Below are 20461 nucleotides of genomic sequence, written 5' to 3'. Positions count from 1 at the left end.
CGGGGGATCGCTTAACGCTTGCGGTCGCGCCGTGTGCTCATAGGCTGGAAGGCCACACCGACATGCGCTTCGCAATAGGGTTTCCCAGGCTTCACCGGCAGCCCGCAGAACCAGAATTCCGGGGTGGCCGGATCGCCGATGGGCCATTTGCAGGTCCGCTCGGTCAGTTCCAGAAGCGACAGCTTCATCGCCGTCTTCTCGACCTCGCGCACCGTGGCCAAGGCCTCCGGGTCGATCTCATTGGCCGAAGGCTGCGGCGGCAGCGGCTGCCCTGCCGGAATGATCGGCTTTGGGGTATAGATGGGCTCCGGTGCCTCTTCCTCTTCCGGCTCGGGCGCCGCCGGAGGCGCTGCCTCTTGAACCGGGGCAGGCTTTGGCTTGGCGCGCTCGGCCTTGACCTGAGCCAGATCGACCACCGGGGCCGCAGGCTCGGAGTGCTTGGGCGCGACAGGTTCGGCCGGGGCCGGTTCTGGCGCGGCTTCAGGCCCGTTGCGGTTTGACAGGCCCAGCCGGTGCACCTTGCCGATCACGGCATTGCGTGTCACACCGCCCAGCTCCTTGGCGATGGTAGAGGCCGAGTGCCCCTCATTCCACATTTTCTTTAGCAGCTCGACCCGCTCATCGGTCCATGACATGGCAGACCCCTTGGAATTGCGTTGTCCCAAGATTAGGGACGGAGGGGTGAAATACAAGCCGCAGGGCTTAATTACAATCCGGGAACGACACGCGATTCGGCAAGTCGGACGAATAAGGGGATGAAAATGGACATGGCAGGGTTCCGCGACATGGGTGCGCGGCGGTTTGGGCGGGTCAACTGGCTGGGGCTGGGGGCGCTGGCCAAACGCGAGATCATGCGTTTTCTGGTTGTCTGGACCCAGACACTGGCCGCCCCATTGGTCACGGCGGGGCTGTTTCTGGCCGTGTTCACGCTGGCGATTGGTCCAATGCGGGGCGAGGTGATGGGCGTGTCCTTTGTCACCTTCCTTGCGCCCGGCATTCTGATGATGACGGTCATTCAGAACGCATTTGCCAATACATCATCGTCCATCGTCATCTCGAAAGTGCAGGGCAATATTGTCGATACGCTGATGCCGCCCCTGTCGGGGGGCGAGTTGGTGCTGGGGTACATGGCCGGTGGTGTGGTGCGTGGGCTTATGGTGGGTGTGGTGATCCTTGCCGCCGAAGCGCTGGTGCTGGGGCAAGGCGTGGCCCATCCGCTCTGGCTGCTGGTGTTCGTCACGCTGGGCGCGGCGCTGCTATCGGCCATCGGCATTGCGGCAGGCATCCTGTCGAACAAGTTCGACCAGATCGCGGCGATCACCAATTTCATCGTGGTGCCACTGTCCTTCTTGTCGGGCACGTTCTATTCCATATCGGCCTTGCCACCTTTCATGGCGGCGCTTAGCCAGATCAACCCGGTCTTTTACCTGATTGACGGGGCACGCTTTGGTATGATCGGACAATCCGATGCCGCTCCATGGCTGGGGCTGGCGGTGGTGCTGGCCGCGCTGCTGGCATGCTCGGCACTGTGCTGGCACTGGCTGCGCACGGGCTACCGGCTGAAACCATGATCGCGCTTGCACGCGCGCGGCGGAGTGTTACGCTATCGGAAAAAGGTCGCAGCAGATGAAACCGTTTATCCTGATCGCAGCTTGTCTTTGCCTTGGCCTGCCCGCCAAGGCGAGCGACCCGCAATGGCCCGATTGCCGCACCTGCCATCAGGTGCAAGCCCCTGATGGGACGGTGCTGGCGCGGGGCGGTCGGGCCGGGCCGAACCTGTATGGCGTGGCCGGGCGTCCGCTGGCAGGTGATGCCGGATTCAGGCTATATTCCGACGGGTTATTGGCGGCGGCCCAAACCGGCGCGCGCTGGACAGAGGGTAATTTCAATGCCTATCTGGCCGGGCCGGATCAGTTTGTGCAAAACCTGACCGGCAACGCCGCATTCGAAAGCGGGATGCATGTGGCACTGCGGGGCGATGGCTCGGCGCTGTATCAGTGGTTGCAAGACCTGTCGAAATGACGAAAGGGGCAGGCGCTTGACCTGCCCCCTGTTCCTATCATTGCCCCAACGCGATCCCTTCGCGGCGCGGATCTGCACCACCGCGCAAGCCGTCACCAATCGCAATGGCTTGTAGGCCCGATGTCATCGCCGTGACGCGGGTTTGGTAGCCCAATTCCTGCAAAGGCGCTTCCAGATCTGCGGCCCAGGTGTCTTGCTCCAGCGCGTAAGTGCCAAAGCTGTTGACCAGATGCGGCATCGACACCGCGTCCTGCACATCCATCCCCCAATCCAGATGCGCAATGATCGCTTGCGCGGTATAGCCGATAATCGTGGCTCCGCCGGGGCTGCCGATGGCCAGAACCGGCGCGCCGTCCTGCAACACGATCGTGGGCGACATGCTGGAGCGCGGGCGCTTGCCCGGCTCCACCCGGTTGGCGATGGGGTAGCCATTCGCATGGGTGCGGAAAGAGAAATCCGTCAACTCGTTGTTCAGCAGGAATCCGCGCGTGAACAGGCGAGAGCCGAAACCGCTTTCAATGGTGGTGGTCATGGACAGCACATTGCCATCGCGATCGACAATGCTGATATGCGAGGTCGCGGGACGTTCCACCCCCGTATCATTCCCCCACAGAATGGCATGGTCCCAAGCCGGGTCGCCGGGTGCGACTTCGGGCAAGGCATCTTCCCCGCGCAACAGCTCGGCGCGGCCTGCAAGATAAGCGCGGTCGGTCAGGCCCTTGACCGGCACCGGCACGAAATCGCTATCGGCCAGGTAGCGGCCCCGGTCAGCGAAGGCAAGGCGCGTCGCGTCCGCCATCAGGCGGCGCGTTTCCGGCGCTTGGGGGTCCATCGCGGACATGTCGAAATTCTCCAACATGCCAAGGATTTGCGACACGGCCACCGCACCTGACGAGGGCGGCCCCATGCCGCAGACATCGCGGGCGCGGTAGGTATAGCAGACCGCCGGACGCTCGATCACGCGGTAGCGCGCCATGTCTTCCAGCGACAACAGGCCGGGCAGGGTGTCGGTGCGGGTGGCTGCGACAATATCGGCGGCAATGTCGCCGGTGTAGAAAACCTGCGCGCCATGGGCTGCGATCTGGCGCAGCGTGTCGGCATACTCTGCGTTCACCAATGTATCACCCGCCGCAAGGGGCGCGCCGCCGGGCAGGAAATAGGCCGCCGTTTCCGGGAAGGCGGCAAGCGTTTCCGCCGCACCCGCGACCGAATCGGCCATGCGCGGCGACACGGTGAAACCCGCTTGGGCCAGCGCTATCGCATCCGTGAACAGACCAGCCCAGTTGGCCCGGCCCCAGCGGCGATGCGCGTCCTCCATCAGGCGCGGCGTGCCCGGTGTGCCGACCGACTGGCCAGAGACAACGGCGGTGCGAAAATCCAGCGGTTCGCCGCTATCATCCTGAAAATAGCGCGGGTCAGCGGCCAAAGGGGCTGTTTCGCGCCCGTCCAGTGTTGTGATGTCGCCGGTGGCCGCATCATACCACACAAGGAATGCGCCGCCACCAAGGCCAGAGGATTGCGGCTCTACCAGTCCCAGCACGGCTTGCACCGCGACCATGGCATCCGCCGCCGTGCCGCCTGCGTTCAAAACCTTGGCGCCCGCTTGAACTGCCATTGGGTGTGCTGCGGCCACCATCCAGTCTTGCGCTATCACGCTTTCACCCGCCGATTTCGCAGCAAGGGCTGCCCGGCCAGCCTCTGACAGGCCGGGGAAAGCTGCCGCCACATCGGTCGCAATTTCGGGTGCGACCGTGTCCGACGCCTGTTGCGCAAAAGCCGGTGCGGCAAGCAGGACCGCCGCAAGCGTCGGGGTCAGGAAATGTCGTGTCATGTCTGTGCTCCCTTCTGGGCGCAGGGCGCGCCCGCAACCCACGGTAGCGCGCGACCCGATGACATGTCACCAGTTAACTATATCTGCAGGGAAGGGTGAGAGACTGGACAGCGACCCGAACGGAAAATGCTGCGGCTGCTTCCTTCCGGACCTGACCGGGTTGGCAAGGCGTTCGCCCGCGCCAGCCTCTCACGCGCTGATCTAGTCGCTCCGCTGGTCCGATGCAACCCCGCGCGCTCGCGTGGAAACCGTTTTCCCTTGGCGGTTTTCCCCGCTAAAACCACCATCATGACAAAACGCGGCTATCATCATGGTAATCTGAAACAGGCCCTGGTCGAGGCCGCACTGACCCTGATCGCAGATCGCGGGCCGCACGGCTTTACCATGGCCGAGGCCGCGAAGCTGGCAGATGTCTCCGCAGCCGCCCCTTACCGCCATTTCACGGGGCGCGAGGATTTGATTACCGAACTGGCGCGGCAAGGATTTATTCTGTTCGCGGACCTTCTGGAATACGCCTATAAGGATGGTCAGCCTTCGCCGCTTGCCGCTTTTGAGGCCGTCGGGCGCGCCTATCTGGCCTTTGCGCGCGCGCATCCCGGACATTATGTGGCGATGTTCGAATCGGGTATATCGCCGCGCGCCACATCCGAGCTTGCCGCTGCATCAGCGCGCGCGAATGGCGTTCTGTTGCGCGCCGCGGCTGACCTGTCGGCGCGTATCCCCGAAGCTCAGCGCCCCCCCCCAGAAATGTTCGCGGCGCATATCTCTGCAATGAGCCACGGGATCGTGGAACTTCATGCACGTGGCGCGCCGGGTGCTCGCGCGCCGTTTTCGCCAGAGGATTTGTTGGAATCCGGCATCGGTATCTACCTGCGAGGTCTGGGTCTGTTGACGCAGGACGACCCGCCTGACCCATAGCGCGCAGACGGTCAAACCCAAGCGCGCCATGTCCCGGGCTTGACCCGGGACCTCTGGGGTGGCTTGGCCAAAAGGCCCCAGGTCAAGCCCGGGGCAGGGACCGATTGTCATCAAGCAGCCTGTGCCGGCATTTTCTGGCTTGCTTGGGGATAAAACCAGCCTGAACGCCGAAGATTTCCAGTGGCGCAAATCGCCATGGTCTTGCTGGCGCCGAATCTTGGGAAATGGTGCAGCTGGAGAGAGAAACATTGAACTCTCTGCTGGATACCCTCGAAGAGTGGGAAACCGCTGTAAGGGCCTGTAATTCCGACCTTAGCACCGTAACCCAAGATTCGGCGCCAGCACTCAGCATTGGGCTGGAAAAGTCCGGTCGCTTTTGAACGGGAGGTTGCTCAAACGAGCACTTGGAGCGGCACAAATACGCGACAGGTCCACTGCCCATCGCCACGAGCGCGAAAAGAGACCCGCCAGTGGCTCAAGTTCGCGTGCTGCGCATATGCATCGCAGAGCGCCACTAGATTTTTGTAAGGCTCGTTTTCCATGCGCTTGATAAGACTACATATCTTACAAGATCTAGACATCTACGCCTTACCGCAACGAGTCAGATGAATTTATCTTATTCTCGGTGTAGCCTTCCGTATGATGTCGGATAACACTTCGAAATATAACGATTTCGCTTCGAATATCCACGAACCAATTGAACCTGCACTCTTGCGGAAGGGGGTCTCGGCACGCCGCGCGTCTCTGGATGTGGTCGGTCACGATGGGTTGATACGTGACATTCGAGCGGGCCGAATTCCCGGCTTGGACAAGATCGATGCCCTATTCTCTTACCTCGATCTGCAAATGAGCCTGGGCGTGCCGCGAGCATCGACGCAGGCCCCGACCGCCTTGATTGACGGCACCGAATTCGACACGATCCGTCGCTTCGATGTATCTGCGGCGGTAGGGGACGGCAGGATCAACCCGGAGGGCGACCCGGTCGATCACCTGGCATTCTCCAGGCGCTGGCTCGCCAGTCAGGGCATCAGCCCCGGCGACAGCTTCCTGATCCACCGTGCGCGGTGACAGCATGGATCCCGCCATCTACCACGGCGACCTGGTCATGATCGACCAGCGCAAAACCCATATCCGATCCGGCAAGATTTACGCCTTTATCGACGGCGACGCGCTGCGCATCAAACGGATCGAGGTCATCCCCGAAACTGCCCTGATCCTGCGCTCCGACAACCCAAAACACGCGCCCGATCACCGCGTCGGTGAAGGCATGAACCACGTCAGCCAGAACATCCTTGGACGAGTCGTCTGGTCGGGGCATAATTGGGGATCGGAAACTGAAAGAACTATTATGCGAAACCTGTTTCTGGGCCTGCCCGTGTTGTTTGTGTGTTCGATGGCAAACGCACAGAATTTCGAATCTATGCAACGGGCGACCGAACTTGGAACAGTCATTGCCGCAGAGGATCTGTGCGGCCTGACCTTTGATCAAAGCGCAGTGTCGGACTAGATCGATGAGAATACGGACCCCTCGGACATGAGCTTTCCGGGCACGTTGCAGATGATGGTGGACGGATCTACCTTCCAAAATTCGGGCATGTCGGGTAGCGCGCTCACGGCACATTGCCGGTCGGTCGAGCGCACGGCCCGCCACTTTGGCTTCATCGAATAAGGTTTTGGCCCTCCGAAAAACAGTTCCATGTTGGATGCGCGCCCCATTGCGGGCGCGCTGTTCTTTTCTGCCATGTTCTCAATACCTTGCGCGAACATGGAACCGAAGTTCCAGGTTCCAATGGCTCCGGACTGCGACCTAGTTTTTGAAATCCCCTTTAAAACAAGACTTCAACGGCTCCTTTAAGACACAGCCCGTCCACTTTTGGGGTCTTCTGGTATGTGCAGATATCTCTGTCAACGCACAACTATCCACAGCAAAATCGCGTTCTGGGCAGAAAAGCCTTTACAGAAACTTGCTTTGCGGACACCATATATAGTAAGCGCGCGAAGTTGCGTTGGAATAATTAGCGGTTAACACAGCGCCTTGTGTATTTGATGCAGGCGCGCGTAGAAGTATGAGGCGGATATGTCGGCAGGCGAGCTTTATCTTTCCAACGACGACATCCACCCGATCGATATGGTCGAGACGCTGGCCACTCATCATGACTGGGATTTCGACCGTTTGGCCGAAGATCAGATTGCAATGGTGATCGAGGGCCAATGGCGCCGCTATAGCCTGTCGCTGGCACTTGCGCCAAGCGGCGATGTTCTGCGGCTGATCTGCACCTTCGAAATGGACCCGCCCGAAGCTGCCATGCCCGCGCTTTATGAAACCCTAAGCCGCGCCAATGACATGGTCTGGTCTGGGTCCTTCAGCTTTTGGGAGGCGCAGCGCCTTATGGTCTGGCGCTACGGTCTGCTATTGTCGGATGAACAACCCGCCGGAATTGACCAGATTGACCGGATGTTGCGCAGCGCGATCACGGCGGCAGAACGGTTCTACCCGGCATTTCAGCTTGTGGCATGGGCCGGGCACAGCCCGAAGGCCGCGTTGGATCTGGCCTTGGCGGATGCCGTCGGGCGCGCCTGACATCAGACGCAACGGGCTGACCATGACCTCTTGAACCTTGGCTGGTGCAAGCGCATGATGCGGCCAAGGCAAACCGGGGTTGGGTCATGGATGACATAAACGCACGCGGCATTGTGCTGTTGGGCTGTGGCAAGATGGGGTCGGCCATGCTGGCAGGCTGGCTGGCGCAAGGGGTGGAACCCGGCGCGGTTTATGTCATTGACCCGAACCCCTCTGACTGGTTGCGCGGCACCGGTGTGCAGATCAATGCGGGCATTCCCCCGGCCCCTGCGGTCGCGTTGCTGGCCGTGAAACCGCAAATGATGGGAGCAGCGCTGCCCCAGCTTGCAGCCTTGGGCGAGGGGGAGACCCTGTTCATCTCCATTGCGGCGGGAACCACGCTGGCACGGTTGGCAGACGCCTTGGGCGCGCAATGCCCCATTATCCGCGCCATGCCCAACACGCCCGCCGCTGTCGGTGCCGGAATTTCCGCCATTATCGGGAATGACCAGGCCAGCGCACAGCATCTGGGACAGGCCAAGCAGCTTTTATCGGCTATCGGGCAGGTCGTCGCCTTGCAATCCGAGGACCAGATGGATGCCGTCACCGGCCTGTCGGGGTCTGGACCGGCTTATATTTTTCACCTGATCGAAGCCATGGCGCAAGCTGGCGTCGCGCAAGGGCTGGCGCCCGATCTGGCGATGCAACTGGCCCGCGCCACCGTTATCGGAGCCGCGAAGCTGGCCGAAGACAGCCCCGAAAGCGCCGCCACCCTGCGCGAAAATGTCACCAGCCCGAACGGCACCACTGCCGCAGCGCTGGCGGTTCTCATGGATGACACCAACGGCTTGCCGCCGCTGATGGCGCGCGCGATCAAGGCCGCCGCCGACCGTTCGCAAGAGTTGGCGCAATGACCCTCAGTTTCGATGATTTCCAAAAGGTCGATATCCGCGTGGGCCGCGTGACCCATGCCGAACCCTTCCCCGAAGCGCGCAAACCCGCGATCAAGCTCTGGGTCGATTTCGGGGCAGAGATTGGCGTCAAGAAATCCTCGGCGCAGATTACCGCGCATTACGCGCCCGAAGCCCTTATCGGGCGGCAGGTCATGGCTGTGGTCAATTTTCCACCCCGGCAGATCGGCCCCTTCATGTCCGAAGTGCTTGTGCTGGGCGCATCCGACGATGCCGGGCAAATCTCACTTATCGCGCCGGACCATTCTGTGCCGCTGGGCGCGCGGATGCATTAGGGACAGATCATGGCTGAACTCTACATCACCCGCCCGTTGCCCGACCGTGTCCTGACCCGCGCGCGCGAGCGATTCAACGTGACCTTGCGCGACCAGACAACCCCCTTGAAAAAGGGCGAAATGCGCGCGGCACTGGTGCTGTATGACGTCGTATTGCCGACCTTGGGCGACATGTTCACAGCCGAAGTGTTCGACGGGATGGATGGTGCGCGCTGTAAATTGCTGGCCAATTTCGGGGTCGGGTATAACCATATCGACGTGGCCGCCGCCAAGGCCATGGGCATTGCCGTGACCAATACGCCGGGTGCCGTGACAGAAGCGACCGCCGACATTGCCCTTATGCTGATGCTGATGAGCGCGCGGCGCGCGGGCGAAGGCGAGCGCATGGTGCGCGCGGGAAAATGGCAAGGCTGGCACCCGACACAAATGCTGGGCCTGCATCTGGGCGGAAAGACCTGCGGTATTGTCGGTATGGGGCGCATTGGGCAAGCGATTGCCCGGCGCGCGCATTTCGGGCTGGGGATGGACGTCATCTATCACAACCGCTCGGCCAAGGCGCTGGACATGCCAGCGCGGCAGGTGGGCAGCCTGCACGAGTTGATGGGCGCGTCCGACATCGTGGTGCTGGCCGTTCCGGGTGGCGCAGAAACGCGCCACCTGATCGGGGCCGATGCGCTTTCGGCCATGCAACCCCACGCCCATCTGGTCAATATTGCGCGGGGCGATGTGGTGGACGAAAACGCGCTGATCGCGGCCTTGCAAGCCGGGCAGATCGCAGGCGCAGGGCTGGATGTCTATGAGCATGAGCCAAAGGTTCCCGACGCGCTGCGCGCCATGGAAAATATCGTGCTGCTGCCGCATCTGGGCACGGCGGCCTTGGACGTCCGCGAGGGGATGGGGCTGATGGCAGTCGACAACGCCATCGCCCATCTGGACGGGCTGCCGCTGCTGAACCCGGTCTGACATGATCCGGCAGGCCGAAATCGCCGTGATCGGCGCGGGGGTTGTGGGGCTGGTCTGTGCTTTACGGCTGCATCAAGCCGGGCATGAGGTGGTTCTTGTTGCACCAGAAGATGAAGAAACTGGCGCAAGCTATGGAAATGCCGGGGTTATCGCGGATTACGCCGTCATGCCTGTCGGCACGCCCGATGTGCTGCGGAACCTGCCGCGCCTGCTGTTGGACCGCGACAGCCCGTTGGCCATTCGTCACGCCGCGATGGTCACGCTTGCCCCGTGGCTGATCCGCTTTGCCCGCGAGTGTCTGCCCGGTCGCGCCCACGCAAATGCACAGGCGATTGCAGCCCTTCTGGCCCCGTCCGCGCAGATGTGGCGCGCCCTCGCGGACGAGATTGACGCCCGCGCGCAGCTTAAAGCGCATGGCTCTATTTACCTTTATGAGACGCCGAAACAGGCGGAGAATCTTGCGCCCTATCGCAACTTGGGCGTGAGTGTTGAAAGCCTGAGTGATGCCGAATTGGGCCAGTTGGAACCCGCGTTGCGCGGCCATGCGGGCGGTGCGTTCTTTCCCAACACACTCACGATCAATGACCCTGCCACGCTTTTGCGCGCCCTGCGCGTGGCTGTGGCGGATATCCCGCGTATCACGGCTGGGGTAGAGCGGTTGGCGCGCGACCCCAGCGGGATTACCCTTTCCGGTCCCGGTCTGACCCTACGCGCGGCGCGCGTTGTGCTGGCGGCTGGCGCGTGGTCGAAACGGCTTGCCGCCATGGCAGGCGACCGGGTGCCTTTGGATACGGAACGCGGCTATCATCTGGAATATGACTTGCCCGAAAACCCACTCACGCGCCAGACCAGCCCGATCGCGCGCGGGTTTTTCTTTTGCCCTATGCAAGGGCGGCTGCGCGTGGCGGGCACGGTGGAACTTGGGGGGCTAAGCGCCCCGCCTGCACCGCATCGTTGGGCCATGATGGACCGCGGCGCGCGGGCCATTTTGCCCGACCTGCCCGAACCATCCCGCCGCTGGATGGGGTTTCGCCCGTCGATCCCGGACTCTAAGCCCGTGATTGGCCCTTCGCGCGGTGGGGCCGATGTGATCCACGCCTATGGCCACGGTCATCTGGGCCTGACACTGGCCCCTGTGACCGCGCAAATGGTGGTCGATATGGTAGCAGGGCGCGCGCCGATGCTGGACCCAGCCCCTTACCGCGTGGACCGCTTCTGAAGCGCCACGCGCCCAAGCGTTGTCGCGAGGAACAGTCCCGCTGCCACGACCACGATGGACGGGCCAGAGGGCGTATCTTGCAACAGCGACAGTTGCAGCCCGCCCCAGACCGACAGCGCGCCAAGCGCGATTGCGCCCACCGCCATCGCCTCTGGCGTGCGCGCCACATTCCGCGCGGCTGCGGCAGGGATGATAAGCATGGCAGCAATCAGCAAAGCGCCCACAATTTTCAGCGACACGGCCACGACAATCGCCAGCGCCACGGTCAGCACCAGCCGTTCGCGCGCCGGATTTATGCCAGCCGCATGGGCAAGGTCTTCGGACAGGGTAGCGGTCAGCAGCGCGCGCCAGCGCCATGCCAGCAGTGCCAGAACCGCGCCAGCGCCAAGTGCTATCACGGCCAGATCAGCGCGCGTGACCGCAAGAATGTCACCGAATAAATATGAGGTCAGGTCCACCCGAACACCGGGCAGATAGGACACTGCGACCAAACCGCAGGCCAGCGCCGAATGCGCCAGAACGCCCAGCGTGGTATCCATTGCCCAGCCACGGCCCGCCAAGGCCGCGACCGTCATCGCCATGGCCAGCGCGACCAGGATAATGCCGACATACAGGTTCAGAGCAAAACCAAGCGCCAGCGCCACACCCAGAATGGCGGCATGGGCGGTTGCGTCTCCGAAATAGGCCATGCGCCGCCAGACGACAAAACAACCCAAGGGACCAGCCGCCAGCGCGACCATCAGCCCCGCAATAAGGGCGCGCATCAGGAAATCATCCAGCATGGGCGTGATCCTCGTGTTCGTGGTCATGTTCATGCTGATACAACGCCAGCGCGCCGCCGGTGCCATACCCGAACAGCGCGCGATATTCCGGCGCCGCGCGCACCACATGCGGCGCACCGGAACAGCAGATATGCCCGTTCAGACAGATCACGCGGTCCGATGCGCTCATCACCACATGCAGATCATGACTGACCGACAGCACGGCGCAGCCCAACTCGCGGCGGACATCTTCGATCAGCCGGTAAAAGGCGGCGGTGCCGGGTTGGTCCAGCCCCGCCGTGGCTTCATCCAGGATCAGGATGTCGGGATGCGACAGCAGCGCGCGTGCCAAAAGCACCCGTTGAAATTGCCCCCCCGACAGCGTGGTCATGTCTTGCCCGGCCACATCGGGCACGCCGACACGGGCCAGCACTTCGCCAATCCGCGCGTTGCTTTGGCGGTCGGGCAGCGACAGGAACCGCGCGACGGGCAAAGGCATGGTCGGGTCGATATGCAGCTTTTGCGGCACATAACCAATGCGCAGACCTGGCTGCCGCGTCACGCGCCCCTTCGACGGCGCGACCACCCCCAAAAGTGCGCGCAACAATGTGCTTTTGCCAGAGCCATTGGGGCCGACGATGGTCACAATCTCTCCCGGCGCGACGCTCAGGTCGATATGATGCAGAACTTCGCGCCCGCCAAGGCGCACGGCAAGATGTTCAGTTGCAATCAGGCTCATGCGTTTGCCCCTTGGCAGGCGCGGCATTGGCCCACGGCCTCTATCGTGGCGCGATCCATACTGAAACCGGCGCTATCTGCGGCTTGGGTCAGCGCCGCGGTCACGGCCCCGGCCGGTGCTTCGGTCACGCTATCGCAGCCGGTGCAGATCAGAAACGCCGCCGCGTGATCGTCGCTTGGGTGCGCGCAGGCGGTAAAGGCGTTCAGCCGCCGGATACGATGGGCGAAGCCATGCTCGACCAGCCAGTTCAATGCCCGGTAAGCCACCGGCGGCTGGGTGCCGTAGCCCTCGGCGGCCAGTTTTTCCAGCACGTCATACGCCCCAAGCGCGCCATGGGCCGCGATCAACAACTCCAGCGTGCGCAACCGCACCGGGGTCAGGCGCAGCCCCATGCGCGTGGCGCGGGCCTCGGCTTGGGACAGGATCGTGCGTGCGCCCTGTTGGCCAGAATGATCCGGACAACAAAACGCGCCGTGGATGTGTTCGCTCATGCGTCGGGCCTTGACTGTTATGATATAACGTATGATAGGGTGTGTAACTTTGTAACACAAGGAGACAGAGATGCGCTACTCCATCGCTTTGGCCGCCGCAATGCTTGGCACCCCGCTTGCCGCCCATGAACTCCGCGTTGTGACCGATATTCCGGTGGCGCATTCGCTGGTATCGATGGTGCTGGGCGATCACGGCACCGCTGACCTGATGCTGGACCGGGGCGCAAACGCACATTCCTACCAGTTACGCCCAAGCCAGGCGCAGGCTTTGTCACAAGCGGATGTGGTGGTGTGGATCGGCGAAGAGATGACGCCATGGATGGGCCGCGCAATTTCGGGCCTTGGCGGCGACGCGCATTCGGTGGCTTTGTTGGAGGTGGACGGCGTTTTGCTGCGTGAGTTTGGGCAGGCCAAAGATGCGAAGGCGCATGATGAGCACGCGCATGAAGACGACCATGGGCACGCGCATGAAGACGACCATGGGCACGAGCACGATCATCACGGCGATGACGCGCATACGGGCGAGCACGGCCATGACGCGCACTCGCATGACGATCATGGGCATGAACACGCCTCTCACGACCACGGGCACGACGACCACGGGCACGACGATCATGGCCATGACCATGGAGACGACCATGCCCATTCCGGGCTTGACCCGCATGCGTGGCTCGACACACGAATCGCTATCAATTGGGTAGACGCCATCGCCACCGAACTGGCCGAACATATGCCCGACCATGCCGCAGATTTCGCGGCGAATGCAGATAGCGCCAAGGCCGAAATCGCAGCACTCACCGCCGAGATCGACACCCTCCTCGCCCCGGCCCGCGACATGGCCTTTGTCACGTTCCACGATGCTTACGGCTATTTCGTCAACCAGTTCGACCTGATGCAGGCCGGGTCCATCGCGCTGGGGGATGCCGCCAGCCCCGGTGCGCAACGTCTGGCCGCCTTGCGCGCCGACATGCAGGCCGATGCCGCCGTCTGCATCTTCCCCGAAGCGGCGCATGACCCCGCGCTGGTCACAACCATGATAGACGGCACCGGCGTGCGCCTTGGCGCCACGCTTGACCCCGCCGGCAGCCTGCTGGAACCGGGTGCCGGGCTTTACGGCACGCTGATGCGCAATATGGCGCAAGCGATTGCCGACTGCGCGCAGGGCTAGACGAAACAGCGCCCAAAGGTTAGGTCTGGGACAAATAGTCCCGGACCTGAAAGCGCCCTGACATGACCGCATTGACCCTGTATCTGGCCGCCCCGCGCGGGTTTTGCGCGGGCGTGGACCGCGCGATCAAAATCGTCGAGATGGCGTTGGAAAAATGGGGCGCACCGGTTTATGTGCGGCATGAAATCGTGCATAACAAATTCGTCGTCGACAGCCTGCGCGACAAGGGCGCGGTCTTTGTCGAGGAGTTGGACGACTGCCCCGATGACCGCCCGGTGATCTTTTCCGCCCATGGCGTGCCGAAATCGGTGCCTGAAGCGGCCCAAGCGCGGCAGATGCTATTTGTCGATGCCACCTGCCCGCTGGTCAGCAAGGTGCATATAGAAGCCGAGCGCCACAATGAAAACGGGTTGCAAATGGTCATGATCGGTCATGCGGGCCACCCCGAAACCGTGGGCACGATGGGGCAACTGCCCGATGGCGAAGTGCTGCTGGTGGAAACCGCCGACGATGTGGCGGGGCTAAAGGTGCGCGACCCGTCAAAACTGGCCTATATCACCCAGACCACGCTCTCTGTTGATGATACGGCGGATGTGGTCGCTGCGCTCAAGGCGCGCTTTCCCACGATCGTCGGCCCGCATAAGGAAGACATCTGCTACGCCACCACCAACCGTCAGGAAGCGGTCAAGGCCATCGCGCCGCTGATCGACGCGCTGCTGGTCATCGGCGCGCCGAATTCCTCGAACTCGCAGCGGCTGGTCGAAGTGGGCCGCGCCAAAGGGTGTGCCTATGCGCAACTGGTGCAGCGCGCCGCCGATATCGACTGGCGCGCGTTGGATGGCGTGCGGTCAGTGGGCATCACCGCCGGGGCATCGGCCCCCGAAGTGCTGATAAACGAGGTGATCGACGCCTTCCACGCCCGTTATGACGTGACAGTGGAACTGGTGGAAACCGCGAAAGAACGGGTGGAGTTCAAGGTGCCTAGGGTTTTGCGGGAGGTGGGGTGAAGATATAGTCTTTCATTCTGACGCTAGCATTTTTCCGCTCACACTGGCGCATCAGTATCTGAGGCAGATGCCAGCGCGCGATCCTCGGTGCTTCGGACGTCGCCACCATAAATCGGCCACACTGAAACGCCTTGCGCCAAGCTCCGGCCATCCGCTGCGCTCTTGATGCGCAGGCGGTGCGCCACAGCTGCGCCCCATTTTCCTGGTCGTGCAGTTTATTCGGCCAAGGCCCCAGTATCAGATTTTTCCAACAAAACTCTTGAACATGGCCGCACACTCCCCAAATATGTTAATGTAAATAACATTTACAACGCAGCTAGACACACTCTGGAAAGGGAACAACATGACAACACTCGCAGCTCCGTCAAACTGGTTTCGCCGCGCCGAACAGTGGCTTGACGGCTATGGAAAACCGGCTTGGATCGCCACGATGGTCCTTGGTTTCATCCTGTTCTGGCCAATCGGCCTTGCACTTCTTGCTTATATGATCTGGGGAAAGCACATGTTCAAATCATCTTACCGCACGTCCCGTGCCATCGGTTTCGCGGGCCAGTCGTCTGGCAACAGCGCCTTCGACGCTTACAAGGCCGACACGCTGCGCCGACTAGAAGACGAACAAGCCGCCTTCGATGCCTTCCTGACCCGCCTGCGAGAGGCCAAAGACAAGGCGGAGTTCGATCAATTCATGGCCGACAATCGCAAGCGCCACGAGAGTGAGGGTCAGGCCGCACCGTCGCTTGACTGACAGCCTTGCCGGATCTGCTGCAAAACCGCCCCCATCGGGGCGGTTTTCGTGTTGTGGTCACTCTGCCGCAAAACACAATATTTTGGGTGTCAAACCGCGAATGGTGGTTGGCAGGGGCGGGATGCCACCGTAAGATTGCGCCGCACCTAAGGAGCAAGGCAAAGCATCATGGCCCGGTCCCAATTTGGGGTAAAAACACAGTTTTCGCGGCCCGTGCGCCAGATAGTGATGATGCTGCTCGTTATCGGTCTGGTCGCTGCCGCGTCCTATGTCGCTTACCCGCGCGTTTCTGGCATTTTCCTTGCCAATGTCTGGTTGAACGGCGTGATCTTTTGCGTGTTCGTGATTGGTGTGCTGGCCACGTTCTGGCAGGTCATCCAGCTTAACCGCTCTATCGTCTGGATCGAAGGTTTCGCCGCAGAGCGCGCCGGACATGAGGCGACAGTGCCGCCCGGATTGCTGATGCCGCTGGCGGCCTTGCTGCGTGGGCGGGGCAGGGGGGCGCAGATTGGCTCGGCCTCGGCGCAATCCATCCTCGACTCTGTCGCGACACGGCTGGATGAGTTGCGCGACATCACCCGATATATCATCAACCTATTGATTTTCCTTGGTTTGTTGGGAACGTTTTACGGGCTGGCGACGACGGTTCCGGCCGTGGTCGAAACCATCCGCTCGCTTGCGCCAGAGGAAAACCAGACCGGGATCGATGTCTTCTCGAACCTTATGTCGGGTTTGGAAGCGCAATTGGGCGGAATGGGCACGGCGTTTTCGTCGTCCTTGCTGGGGCTGGCGGGATCGCTGGTCGTGGGCCTGCTGGAGCTGTTCGCAGGTCATGGGCAAAACCGCTTTTACCGCCAGTTGGAAGAGTGGCTATCCTCGATCACCCGGCTGGGCTTTGCCGGGGGCGATGTCGAACAGGGGCAAGAGCTGGGCGCGGTTGTCCAGGTGCTCGACTCGATGGCCGAGCAGATGGAAGCGATGCGCCGCCAGCAGATGCAGGCCGATACCGAGCGCGCGCAACTGGATCAGGCGCTTGGGCTGCTGGTAGAGGCGATCGACCGGCTGGCCGGCAGCAACATGGGCGCAGGCGACCCGGCAATGGAGCGGATTGCAACTGCTCAGGAACAAATTCTGGGCTATTATCAGCGCGATGAAGGGCAGGGCGGGCCGCATTCGGATGCTGAAATTCGCTTGCGGCTGCGCAATATCGACGGCCAGCTTTTGCGCATTTCGGAAGAATTGTCGGCCGGACGGCTGGAAACGACCGCCGATCTGCGCTCTGACCTGTCCACCCTGACACTGGCCGTGCGGCAATTGTCGCGCGCAGGCTTTGGAACGGCGCGCAAGGACGGGGCGTAACCATGGGCTTGTCGCGCAGGGGCACCCAACGCGATGTCAGCGGCGCGATCTGGCCAGGCTTTGTCGATGCGATGACGGCGCTCTTGCTGGTGCTTATGTTCGTGCTGTCCATTTTCATGATCGTGCAATTCGTGTTGCGCGACACGATCAGCACGCAGGACACGCAGTTGCAGGGGCTCAGCGCGGAAGTGGCAGAACTGGCCAACGCCCTTGGGTTGTCGCGCGACCGGGTTGGCGCGCTGGAAGGGCAGGTGGCCGGGTTGCAGGACGACCTTAGCGGGGCAGAGGCGCAGATCGCAGCGCAGCTTGCCACGATTTCCGGCCTGTCCCGCGATCTTGCAGCGCGCGACCAGTCGCTTGCAGATGCCCGTGCGCAGATCACGAATTTTGAAGCGCAAGTCGCCAGTCTGATCGCGGAACGAGACACGGCCCTTGCCGAAGGCGCGACGCTTAGCGCAGATCTGGCCGATCTGGAAGCGGCGCAAAGAGTGCTGATCGACGAGCAAGAGGCGCTGCAACTGGCGCTTGCCAATATGCGCGACGAACTGGACGCAGAAACAGAGGCGGCGCGACTGGCGGCCGCCCGCGCGGATGCGGTCGAGGCGGCATTGGCAGACGCGCAGGCAGAGGCGGCGGCGCAAGAGGTGTCCCTGGCGCAACTGGCCGCGCAATTACAAAATGCAGAGGATGCGCGCACCAGCTTGACGGTGGAGCGCGCGCGTTTGCAGGATTTACTGGCGCAAACCTCTGAGAGCGAGGCCGAATTGCAGGCGCGTCTTGTGGCCACGCTTGACAGCCTTGCGCAGGCGGAAACCGAAGGCGCGGGCTTGCGCGCCGATCTGGACGCGGCTCAATCCGAGCTGTCGCTGGAAGAGGCCGCACGGATCGCCGCCTTGGCGCGCGCCGAGGATCTTGCGCGTGAGCTTGCCGCCAAAGAGAACAGGTTGAGCGAAGAAGAGGCGCTGCGCGTTGCGGCGCAAGCGCGGGCCGAAGCCTTGTCTGACGAACTGGAGGCCGGGCAAACGCAGATCAACACGCTTGAGGCAGAGTTGTCAGACGCGGAACGCGCACGTTTGGCAGAAGCGGCGGCGGCAGAGGCGTTGCGCGCGCGGCTGGCCGATGCCGAAGGCGCGTTGAACGAGGAAGAACGCACGCGGCTGGCCGAAGCCGCCGCCGCCGAGGCGCTGCGCGCCCGCCTGCAAGACGCCGATGCCGAGTTGACCGCCTTGACCTTGGCGCTGGAGCAAGAGCGCGCGCGGGCTGAAGAAACGCTGACGCTATTGGCCGCCGCGCGCCTTGCTCAAAGCGACCTGCAAGCCGATCTTGACCGCGAGATGACCGAGCGCGAGCGGGTCGGGGCACTTCTGGCGCTTGCACGCGATCGCGTGGCAGACCAAGACGCCGCAAGCACCGAAGATGCCCGCCGTCTGGAAGTGCTGAACCAGCAGGTCGCCGCCTTGCGCGGTCAGGTGGGCGGTTTGCAAGACCTGTTGGGTGAGGCCCGCGCCCGTGCCGATGCCAGCGACACCCAGATTGAAGCCCTTGGCGCAGAGTTGAACCTTGCGCTGGCGGAACTGGCCGCAGAGCAAAAGGCGCGCGCTGATCTGGAAGCAGCAGAACGCCGGCGGCTGGAGCGATTCCAATCGGAATTCTTCGGGCGGTTGCGTGACCTGCTGGAAGGGCGCGACGAAATACAAGTCGTGGGCGACCGTTTCGTGTTTTCATCCGAGGTGTTGTTCGAACTTGGATCTGCCGAACTGTCCGAAGCCGGGCAAGCCCAGATTGCCAATGTGGTGCGGATTCTGCGCGAAGTCTCTGACCGCATCCCCTCCGATATCGACTGGATATTGCGGGTCGATGGCCATACCGACAATCTGGCGCTGTCACCGGGCGCAGAATTTGCGGACAACTGGGAGCTAAGCCAGGCAAGGGCGCTCTCTGTCGTGCGTTTTATGACGGATCAGTTGGGTTTTCCACCTGAACGCCTGGCTGCAACGGGGTTTGGCGAATACCGACCTGTAAACCGCGCCAACACGCCCGAAGCGCGGGCGCAGAACCGCCGGATTGAGCTGAAACTGACGGAACGCTAGAGTGTGCCGCGCAAATTCGGGAACCGGTTTCACGCTTCCCAGTCGCGCGTTATCAATAGGTTAGAGCGTATCGCGTGACTGCAAATGAACGCGACACGTTCTAGGTCGCGCCAGCCGCCGATACCAGTTGCAGATCACCCGCATCGGCCATGGCGCGGATTGCGGCCGAAACGCGGCTTTGGGCCGCATCAAGGTCTTCGGCTGAGGGGCGGGGCAGGGTGGCCGCGTCTTCGCGCAGTCCTTCCGCAAGGCGTTTGCTGGTGTTTTCCAGCATGAAATCCATCGTGGCGCGACTGCCGGGGTCATCGGCGGCAAGGATCACGTGCAGATCCTCATCCGCGAGATTGCGCAGGATCGCTGCCACATCGCGCGCGCCGACACGATTCGGAATATCCTGAAAGGTGAAGATTGACCGACGCACGCCGCTTGCAAAGGTTTGGTCCGACTGCTCCAGCCCGGATAACAGCCGGTCGCGCAGGGCCGAGGACGAGGAATTCAGAATATCGCCAATCCGTTGAGCTGAAGGGCTGGCGAACGCGCGCGGCGGCTTGTCGCGCAACTGGTCTGCCAGCGACAGGCCAATGCGTGACACCGCGTCCGGGGAAATGCTGTCGGTGCGCGCGACCGCAAGAGCAAGGGTTTGCGCCAGATCACCGGGCAGGGCGGTTAGCAGGGCAGCCGCTTTTTCGGTGCTGAGCTTGGACAAGACAACGGCCCCGACAACCGTGCTTTCGCGTTGCAGAACAGCCGTCAGGGCAGGCAGGTCTGCAAGTTCGATCGCCGTCCACGGGTCGTCGCCCGGCCCGCCGCGTGCAATTGCCCGCAGTTTGGTGCTGACCCGGGCATCCAGCTTGCCATCGAGCAAGGCCAGCGCTTCCTCCATACTCTCTGGGAAGGACATGCCGACCTGTTCCAGCATTTCGACAAATTCTTCAACCACGGCCCACATGGTGGGGCGGTCGATGAGCCGCAAAGAGGCCAGCGCGCGGGTCAGCGCCGTCTGCTCGTGTTCGGGCAGGCTGGAGAGCGGCAAATCCACCCCTTCGGCCAACAGAACCCGCAAGATTATAGCCGCTTTCTGAGTGCCGCTAAGATGATCGGTGCGCGCCCGCGGCGCAGCAATGGTCGCGGCGCGCGCGCCAGCAACTGCGGTGTTCGTTTTGGTCATGGCAAGCCGGTTGCGTTCTGAAAAGACATGCTCGCAGCTTGGCCGATAAACCGTCAATAAAGCGTGTAGGTGTGAAAAAACGCTCCTGCAAGAGGGGCGTTTGCGTCAGCTTGTGGCTGGTGTGATACAGCTTTCTGTCGCTGTATCGTATGTTTGTCCTTCGGCGCAGGCATT

The 20461-nt window shown here is 62.2% G+C and carries 22 protein-coding genes and 1 other RNA gene; 15 read left to right on the top strand and 8 right to left on the bottom strand.

Features of this window, described 5'->3' with window-relative positions:
- Positions 1-11: 11 nt before the first annotated feature.
- Entirely contained in the window at positions 12-635 is a 624-nt protein-coding gene (locus tag M3N55_RS11200; protein WP_249058925.1) for a GcrA family cell cycle regulator, read from the bottom strand.
- 132 nt (positions 636-767) lie between these two features.
- Here M3N55_RS11200 and M3N55_RS11195 point away from each other — a divergent pair, with 132 nt between their 5' ends.
- Together M3N55_RS11195 and M3N55_RS11190 are read left to right on the top strand one after the other, a co-directional pair.
- A complete protein-coding gene (locus M3N55_RS11195; protein WP_428982644.1) occupies positions 768-1571 on the top strand; it encodes an ABC transporter permease in 804 nt (267 codons plus the stop codon).
- A 55-nt stretch (positions 1572-1626) separates the two neighbouring features.
- Positions 1627-2022, top strand: coding sequence for a c-type cytochrome (locus M3N55_RS11190; RefSeq protein ID WP_249058911.1), 396 nt, complete (start codon positions 1627-1629; stop codon positions 2020-2022).
- Between the two features lie 37 nt (positions 2023-2059).
- Here the strand turns inward: M3N55_RS11190 and ggt are convergent, their stop codons facing one another.
- Both ggt and ffs read right to left on the bottom strand, forming a co-directional pair.
- Positions 2060-3853: a gamma-glutamyltransferase gene (gene ggt, locus M3N55_RS11185; RefSeq protein ID WP_249058908.1), complete on the bottom strand. Its 1794-nt coding sequence runs from the start codon at positions 3851-3853 to the stop codon at positions 2060-2062.
- A gap of 94 nt (positions 3854-3947) precedes the next feature.
- Positions 3948-4044, bottom strand: an RNA gene (gene ffs / locus M3N55_RS11180) — signal recognition particle sRNA small type.
- A 97-nt stretch (positions 4045-4141) separates the two neighbouring features.
- Here ffs and M3N55_RS11175 point away from each other — a divergent pair.
- The 3 genes from M3N55_RS11175 to M3N55_RS11165 all read left to right on the top strand — a co-directional run bounded on the left by M3N55_RS11175 (position 4142) and on the right by M3N55_RS11165 (position 6278).
- On the top strand, positions 4142-4771 hold the full coding sequence (locus M3N55_RS11175; RefSeq protein ID WP_249058907.1) for a TetR/AcrR family transcriptional regulator: 630 nt from the start codon (positions 4142-4144) through the stop codon (positions 4769-4771).
- 804 nt (positions 4772-5575) lie between these two features.
- On the top strand, positions 5576-5839 hold the full coding sequence (locus M3N55_RS11170) for a hypothetical protein (protein ID WP_249058905.1): 264 nt from the start codon (positions 5576-5578) through the stop codon (positions 5837-5839).
- Positions 5840-5843: 4 nt separating this feature from the next.
- Positions 5844-6278 carry a S24 family peptidase gene (locus M3N55_RS11165; RefSeq protein WP_249058903.1) on the top strand — a complete coding sequence of 145 codons (435 nt, stop codon included), beginning with the start codon at positions 5844-5846 and terminating at the stop codon, positions 6276-6278.
- Here M3N55_RS11165 and M3N55_RS11160 read toward each other — a convergent pair.
- Entirely contained in the window at positions 6275-6514 is a 240-nt protein-coding gene (locus tag M3N55_RS11160; protein ID WP_249058901.1) for a hypothetical protein, read from the bottom strand. The two genes, M3N55_RS11165 and M3N55_RS11160, sit on opposite strands and share 4 nt — an antisense overlap.
- A 334-nt stretch (positions 6515-6848) precedes the next feature.
- Between M3N55_RS11160 and M3N55_RS11155 the strand changes: the two genes are divergently transcribed.
- The 5 genes from M3N55_RS11155 to M3N55_RS11135 all read left to right on the top strand — a co-directional run bounded on the left by M3N55_RS11155 (position 6849) and on the right by M3N55_RS11135 (position 10759).
- Positions 6849-7352 (top strand): type III secretion system chaperone family protein, encoded by a 504-nt coding sequence (locus M3N55_RS11155; RefSeq protein WP_249058898.1) that lies wholly within the window; start codon positions 6849-6851, stop codon positions 7350-7352.
- 86 nt (positions 7353-7438) lie between these two features.
- The gene (gene proC / locus M3N55_RS11150) at positions 7439-8245 is read left to right on the top strand and encodes a pyrroline-5-carboxylate reductase (protein ID WP_249058895.1); all 807 of its coding nucleotides are present in this window, start codon (positions 7439-7441) and stop codon (positions 8243-8245) included.
- Complete coding sequence (locus tag M3N55_RS11145; protein WP_249058893.1) at positions 8242-8577, top strand: tRNA-binding protein; 336 nt, start codon at positions 8242-8244, stop codon at positions 8575-8577. Before proC ends, M3N55_RS11145 begins: the two co-directional genes overlap by 4 nt.
- 9 nt (positions 8578-8586) lie before the next feature.
- Positions 8587-9540 carry a 2-hydroxyacid dehydrogenase gene (locus M3N55_RS11140; RefSeq protein ID WP_249058890.1) on the top strand — a complete coding sequence of 318 codons (954 nt, stop codon included), beginning with the start codon at positions 8587-8589 and terminating at the stop codon, positions 9538-9540.
- Between the two features lies 1 nt (position 9541).
- Positions 9542-10759, top strand: coding sequence for an NAD(P)/FAD-dependent oxidoreductase (locus tag M3N55_RS11135; protein WP_249058888.1), 1218 nt, complete (start codon positions 9542-9544; stop codon positions 10757-10759).
- Here the strand turns inward: M3N55_RS11135 and M3N55_RS11130 are convergent.
- The 3 genes from M3N55_RS11130 to M3N55_RS11120 are packed head-to-tail and all read right to left on the bottom strand — an operon-like array spanning position 10738 to position 12750.
- Complete coding sequence (locus M3N55_RS11130; protein ID WP_249059055.1) at positions 10738-11541, bottom strand: metal ABC transporter permease; 804 nt, start codon at positions 11539-11541, stop codon at positions 10738-10740. The two genes, M3N55_RS11135 and M3N55_RS11130, sit on opposite strands and share 22 nt — an antisense overlap.
- On the bottom strand, positions 11531-12259 hold the full coding sequence (locus M3N55_RS11125) for an ATP-binding cassette domain-containing protein (RefSeq protein WP_249058885.1): 729 nt from the start codon (positions 12257-12259) through the stop codon (positions 11531-11533). The genes M3N55_RS11130 and M3N55_RS11125 overlap by 11 nt, the downstream gene beginning before the upstream one ends.
- The gene (locus M3N55_RS11120; RefSeq protein WP_249058882.1) at positions 12256-12750 is read right to left on the bottom strand and encodes a transcriptional repressor; all 495 of its coding nucleotides are present in this window, start codon (positions 12748-12750) and stop codon (positions 12256-12258) included. The genes M3N55_RS11125 and M3N55_RS11120 overlap by 4 nt, the downstream gene beginning before the upstream one ends.
- Positions 12751-12820: 70 nt before the next feature.
- Between M3N55_RS11120 and M3N55_RS11115 the strand changes: the two genes are divergently transcribed.
- From M3N55_RS11115 to M3N55_RS11095, 5 genes are all read left to right on the top strand, one after another.
- Complete coding sequence (locus tag M3N55_RS11115; RefSeq protein WP_249058880.1) at positions 12821-13918, top strand: zinc ABC transporter substrate-binding protein; 1098 nt, start codon at positions 12821-12823, stop codon at positions 13916-13918.
- Between the two features lie 62 nt (positions 13919-13980).
- Positions 13981-14925 carry a 4-hydroxy-3-methylbut-2-enyl diphosphate reductase gene (gene ispH / locus M3N55_RS11110; protein WP_249058878.1) on the top strand — a complete coding sequence of 315 codons (945 nt, stop codon included), beginning with the start codon at positions 13981-13983 and terminating at the stop codon, positions 14923-14925.
- Positions 14926-15268: 343 nt separating this feature from the next.
- Positions 15269-15670, top strand: coding sequence for a DUF2852 domain-containing protein (locus M3N55_RS11105; protein WP_249058874.1), 402 nt, complete (start codon positions 15269-15271; stop codon positions 15668-15670).
- Positions 15671-15838: 168 nt separating this feature from the next.
- A complete protein-coding gene (locus tag M3N55_RS11100; RefSeq protein ID WP_249058870.1) occupies positions 15839-17029 on the top strand; it encodes a biopolymer transporter ExbB in 1191 nt (396 codons plus the stop codon).
- Positions 17030-17031: 2 nt separating this feature from the next.
- Positions 17032-19119, top strand: a complete 2088-nt coding sequence (locus M3N55_RS11095; RefSeq protein ID WP_249058868.1) for a peptidoglycan -binding protein — start codon at positions 17032-17034, stop codon at positions 19117-19119.
- A 100-nt stretch (positions 19120-19219) separates the two neighbouring features.
- On the opposite strand, the gene M3N55_RS11090 is transcribed toward M3N55_RS11095, so the two are convergent.
- Positions 19220-20287: a FliG C-terminal domain-containing protein gene (locus M3N55_RS11090; RefSeq protein WP_249058865.1), complete on the bottom strand. Its 1068-nt coding sequence runs from the start codon at positions 20285-20287 to the stop codon at positions 19220-19222.
- Positions 20288-20461: the final 174 nt, after the last annotated feature.

The sequence above is a fragment of the Roseinatronobacter domitianus genome (genome assembly GCF_023336755.1).
GTDB lineage: Bacteria > Pseudomonadota > Alphaproteobacteria > Rhodobacterales > Rhodobacteraceae > Roseinatronobacter > Roseinatronobacter domitianus.
This window is presented reverse-complemented; position numbering and strand designations above follow the sequence as displayed.

Bases quoted from the DNA above. Each gene is read 5' to 3' on its own strand.
- M3N55_RS11200 (WP_249058925.1), bottom strand. From the start codon at position 635: ATGTCATGGACCGATGAGCGGGTCGAGCTGCTAAAGAAAATGTGGAAT.
- M3N55_RS11195 (WP_428982644.1), top strand. From the start codon at position 768: ATGGCAGGGTTCCGCGACATGGGTGCGCGGCGGTTTGGGCGGGTCAAC.
- M3N55_RS11190 (WP_249058911.1), top strand. From the start codon at position 1,627: ATGAAACCGTTTATCCTGATCGCAGCTTGTCTTTGCCTTGGCCTGCCC.
- ggt (WP_249058908.1), bottom strand. From the start codon at position 3,853: ATGACACGACATTTCCTGACCCCGACGCTTGCGGCGGTCCTGCTTGCC.
- M3N55_RS11175 (WP_249058907.1), top strand. From the start codon at position 4,142: ATGACAAAACGCGGCTATCATCATGGTAATCTGAAACAGGCCCTGGTC.
- M3N55_RS11165 (WP_249058903.1), top strand. From the start codon at position 5,844: ATGGATCCCGCCATCTACCACGGCGACCTGGTCATGATCGACCAGCGC.
- M3N55_RS11160 (WP_249058901.1), bottom strand. From the start codon at position 6,514: ATGGCAGAAAAGAACAGCGCGCCCGCAATGGGGCGCGCATCCAACATG.
- M3N55_RS11155 (WP_249058898.1), top strand. From the start codon at position 6,849: ATGTCGGCAGGCGAGCTTTATCTTTCCAACGACGACATCCACCCGATC.
- proC (WP_249058895.1), top strand. From the start codon at position 7,439: ATGGATGACATAAACGCACGCGGCATTGTGCTGTTGGGCTGTGGCAAG.
- M3N55_RS11145 (WP_249058893.1), top strand. From the start codon at position 8,242: ATGACCCTCAGTTTCGATGATTTCCAAAAGGTCGATATCCGCGTGGGC.
- M3N55_RS11140 (WP_249058890.1), top strand. From the start codon at position 8,587: ATGGCTGAACTCTACATCACCCGCCCGTTGCCCGACCGTGTCCTGACC.
- M3N55_RS11135 (WP_249058888.1), top strand. From the start codon at position 9,542: ATGATCCGGCAGGCCGAAATCGCCGTGATCGGCGCGGGGGTTGTGGGG.
- M3N55_RS11130 (WP_249059055.1), bottom strand. From the start codon at position 11,541: ATGCTGGATGATTTCCTGATGCGCGCCCTTATTGCGGGGCTGATGGTC.
- M3N55_RS11125 (WP_249058885.1), bottom strand. From the start codon at position 12,259: ATGAGCCTGATTGCAACTGAACATCTTGCCGTGCGCCTTGGCGGGCGC.
- M3N55_RS11120 (WP_249058882.1), bottom strand. From the start codon at position 12,750: ATGAGCGAACACATCCACGGCGCGTTTTGTTGTCCGGATCATTCTGGC.
- M3N55_RS11115 (WP_249058880.1), top strand. From the start codon at position 12,821: ATGCGCTACTCCATCGCTTTGGCCGCCGCAATGCTTGGCACCCCGCTT.
- ispH (WP_249058878.1), top strand. From the start codon at position 13,981: ATGACCGCATTGACCCTGTATCTGGCCGCCCCGCGCGGGTTTTGCGCG.
- M3N55_RS11105 (WP_249058874.1), top strand. From the start codon at position 15,269: ATGACAACACTCGCAGCTCCGTCAAACTGGTTTCGCCGCGCCGAACAG.
- M3N55_RS11100 (WP_249058870.1), top strand. From the start codon at position 15,839: ATGGCCCGGTCCCAATTTGGGGTAAAAACACAGTTTTCGCGGCCCGTG.
- M3N55_RS11095 (WP_249058868.1), top strand. From the start codon at position 17,032: ATGGGCTTGTCGCGCAGGGGCACCCAACGCGATGTCAGCGGCGCGATC.
- M3N55_RS11090 (WP_249058865.1), bottom strand. From the start codon at position 20,287: ATGACCAAAACGAACACCGCAGTTGCTGGCGCGCGCGCCGCGACCATT.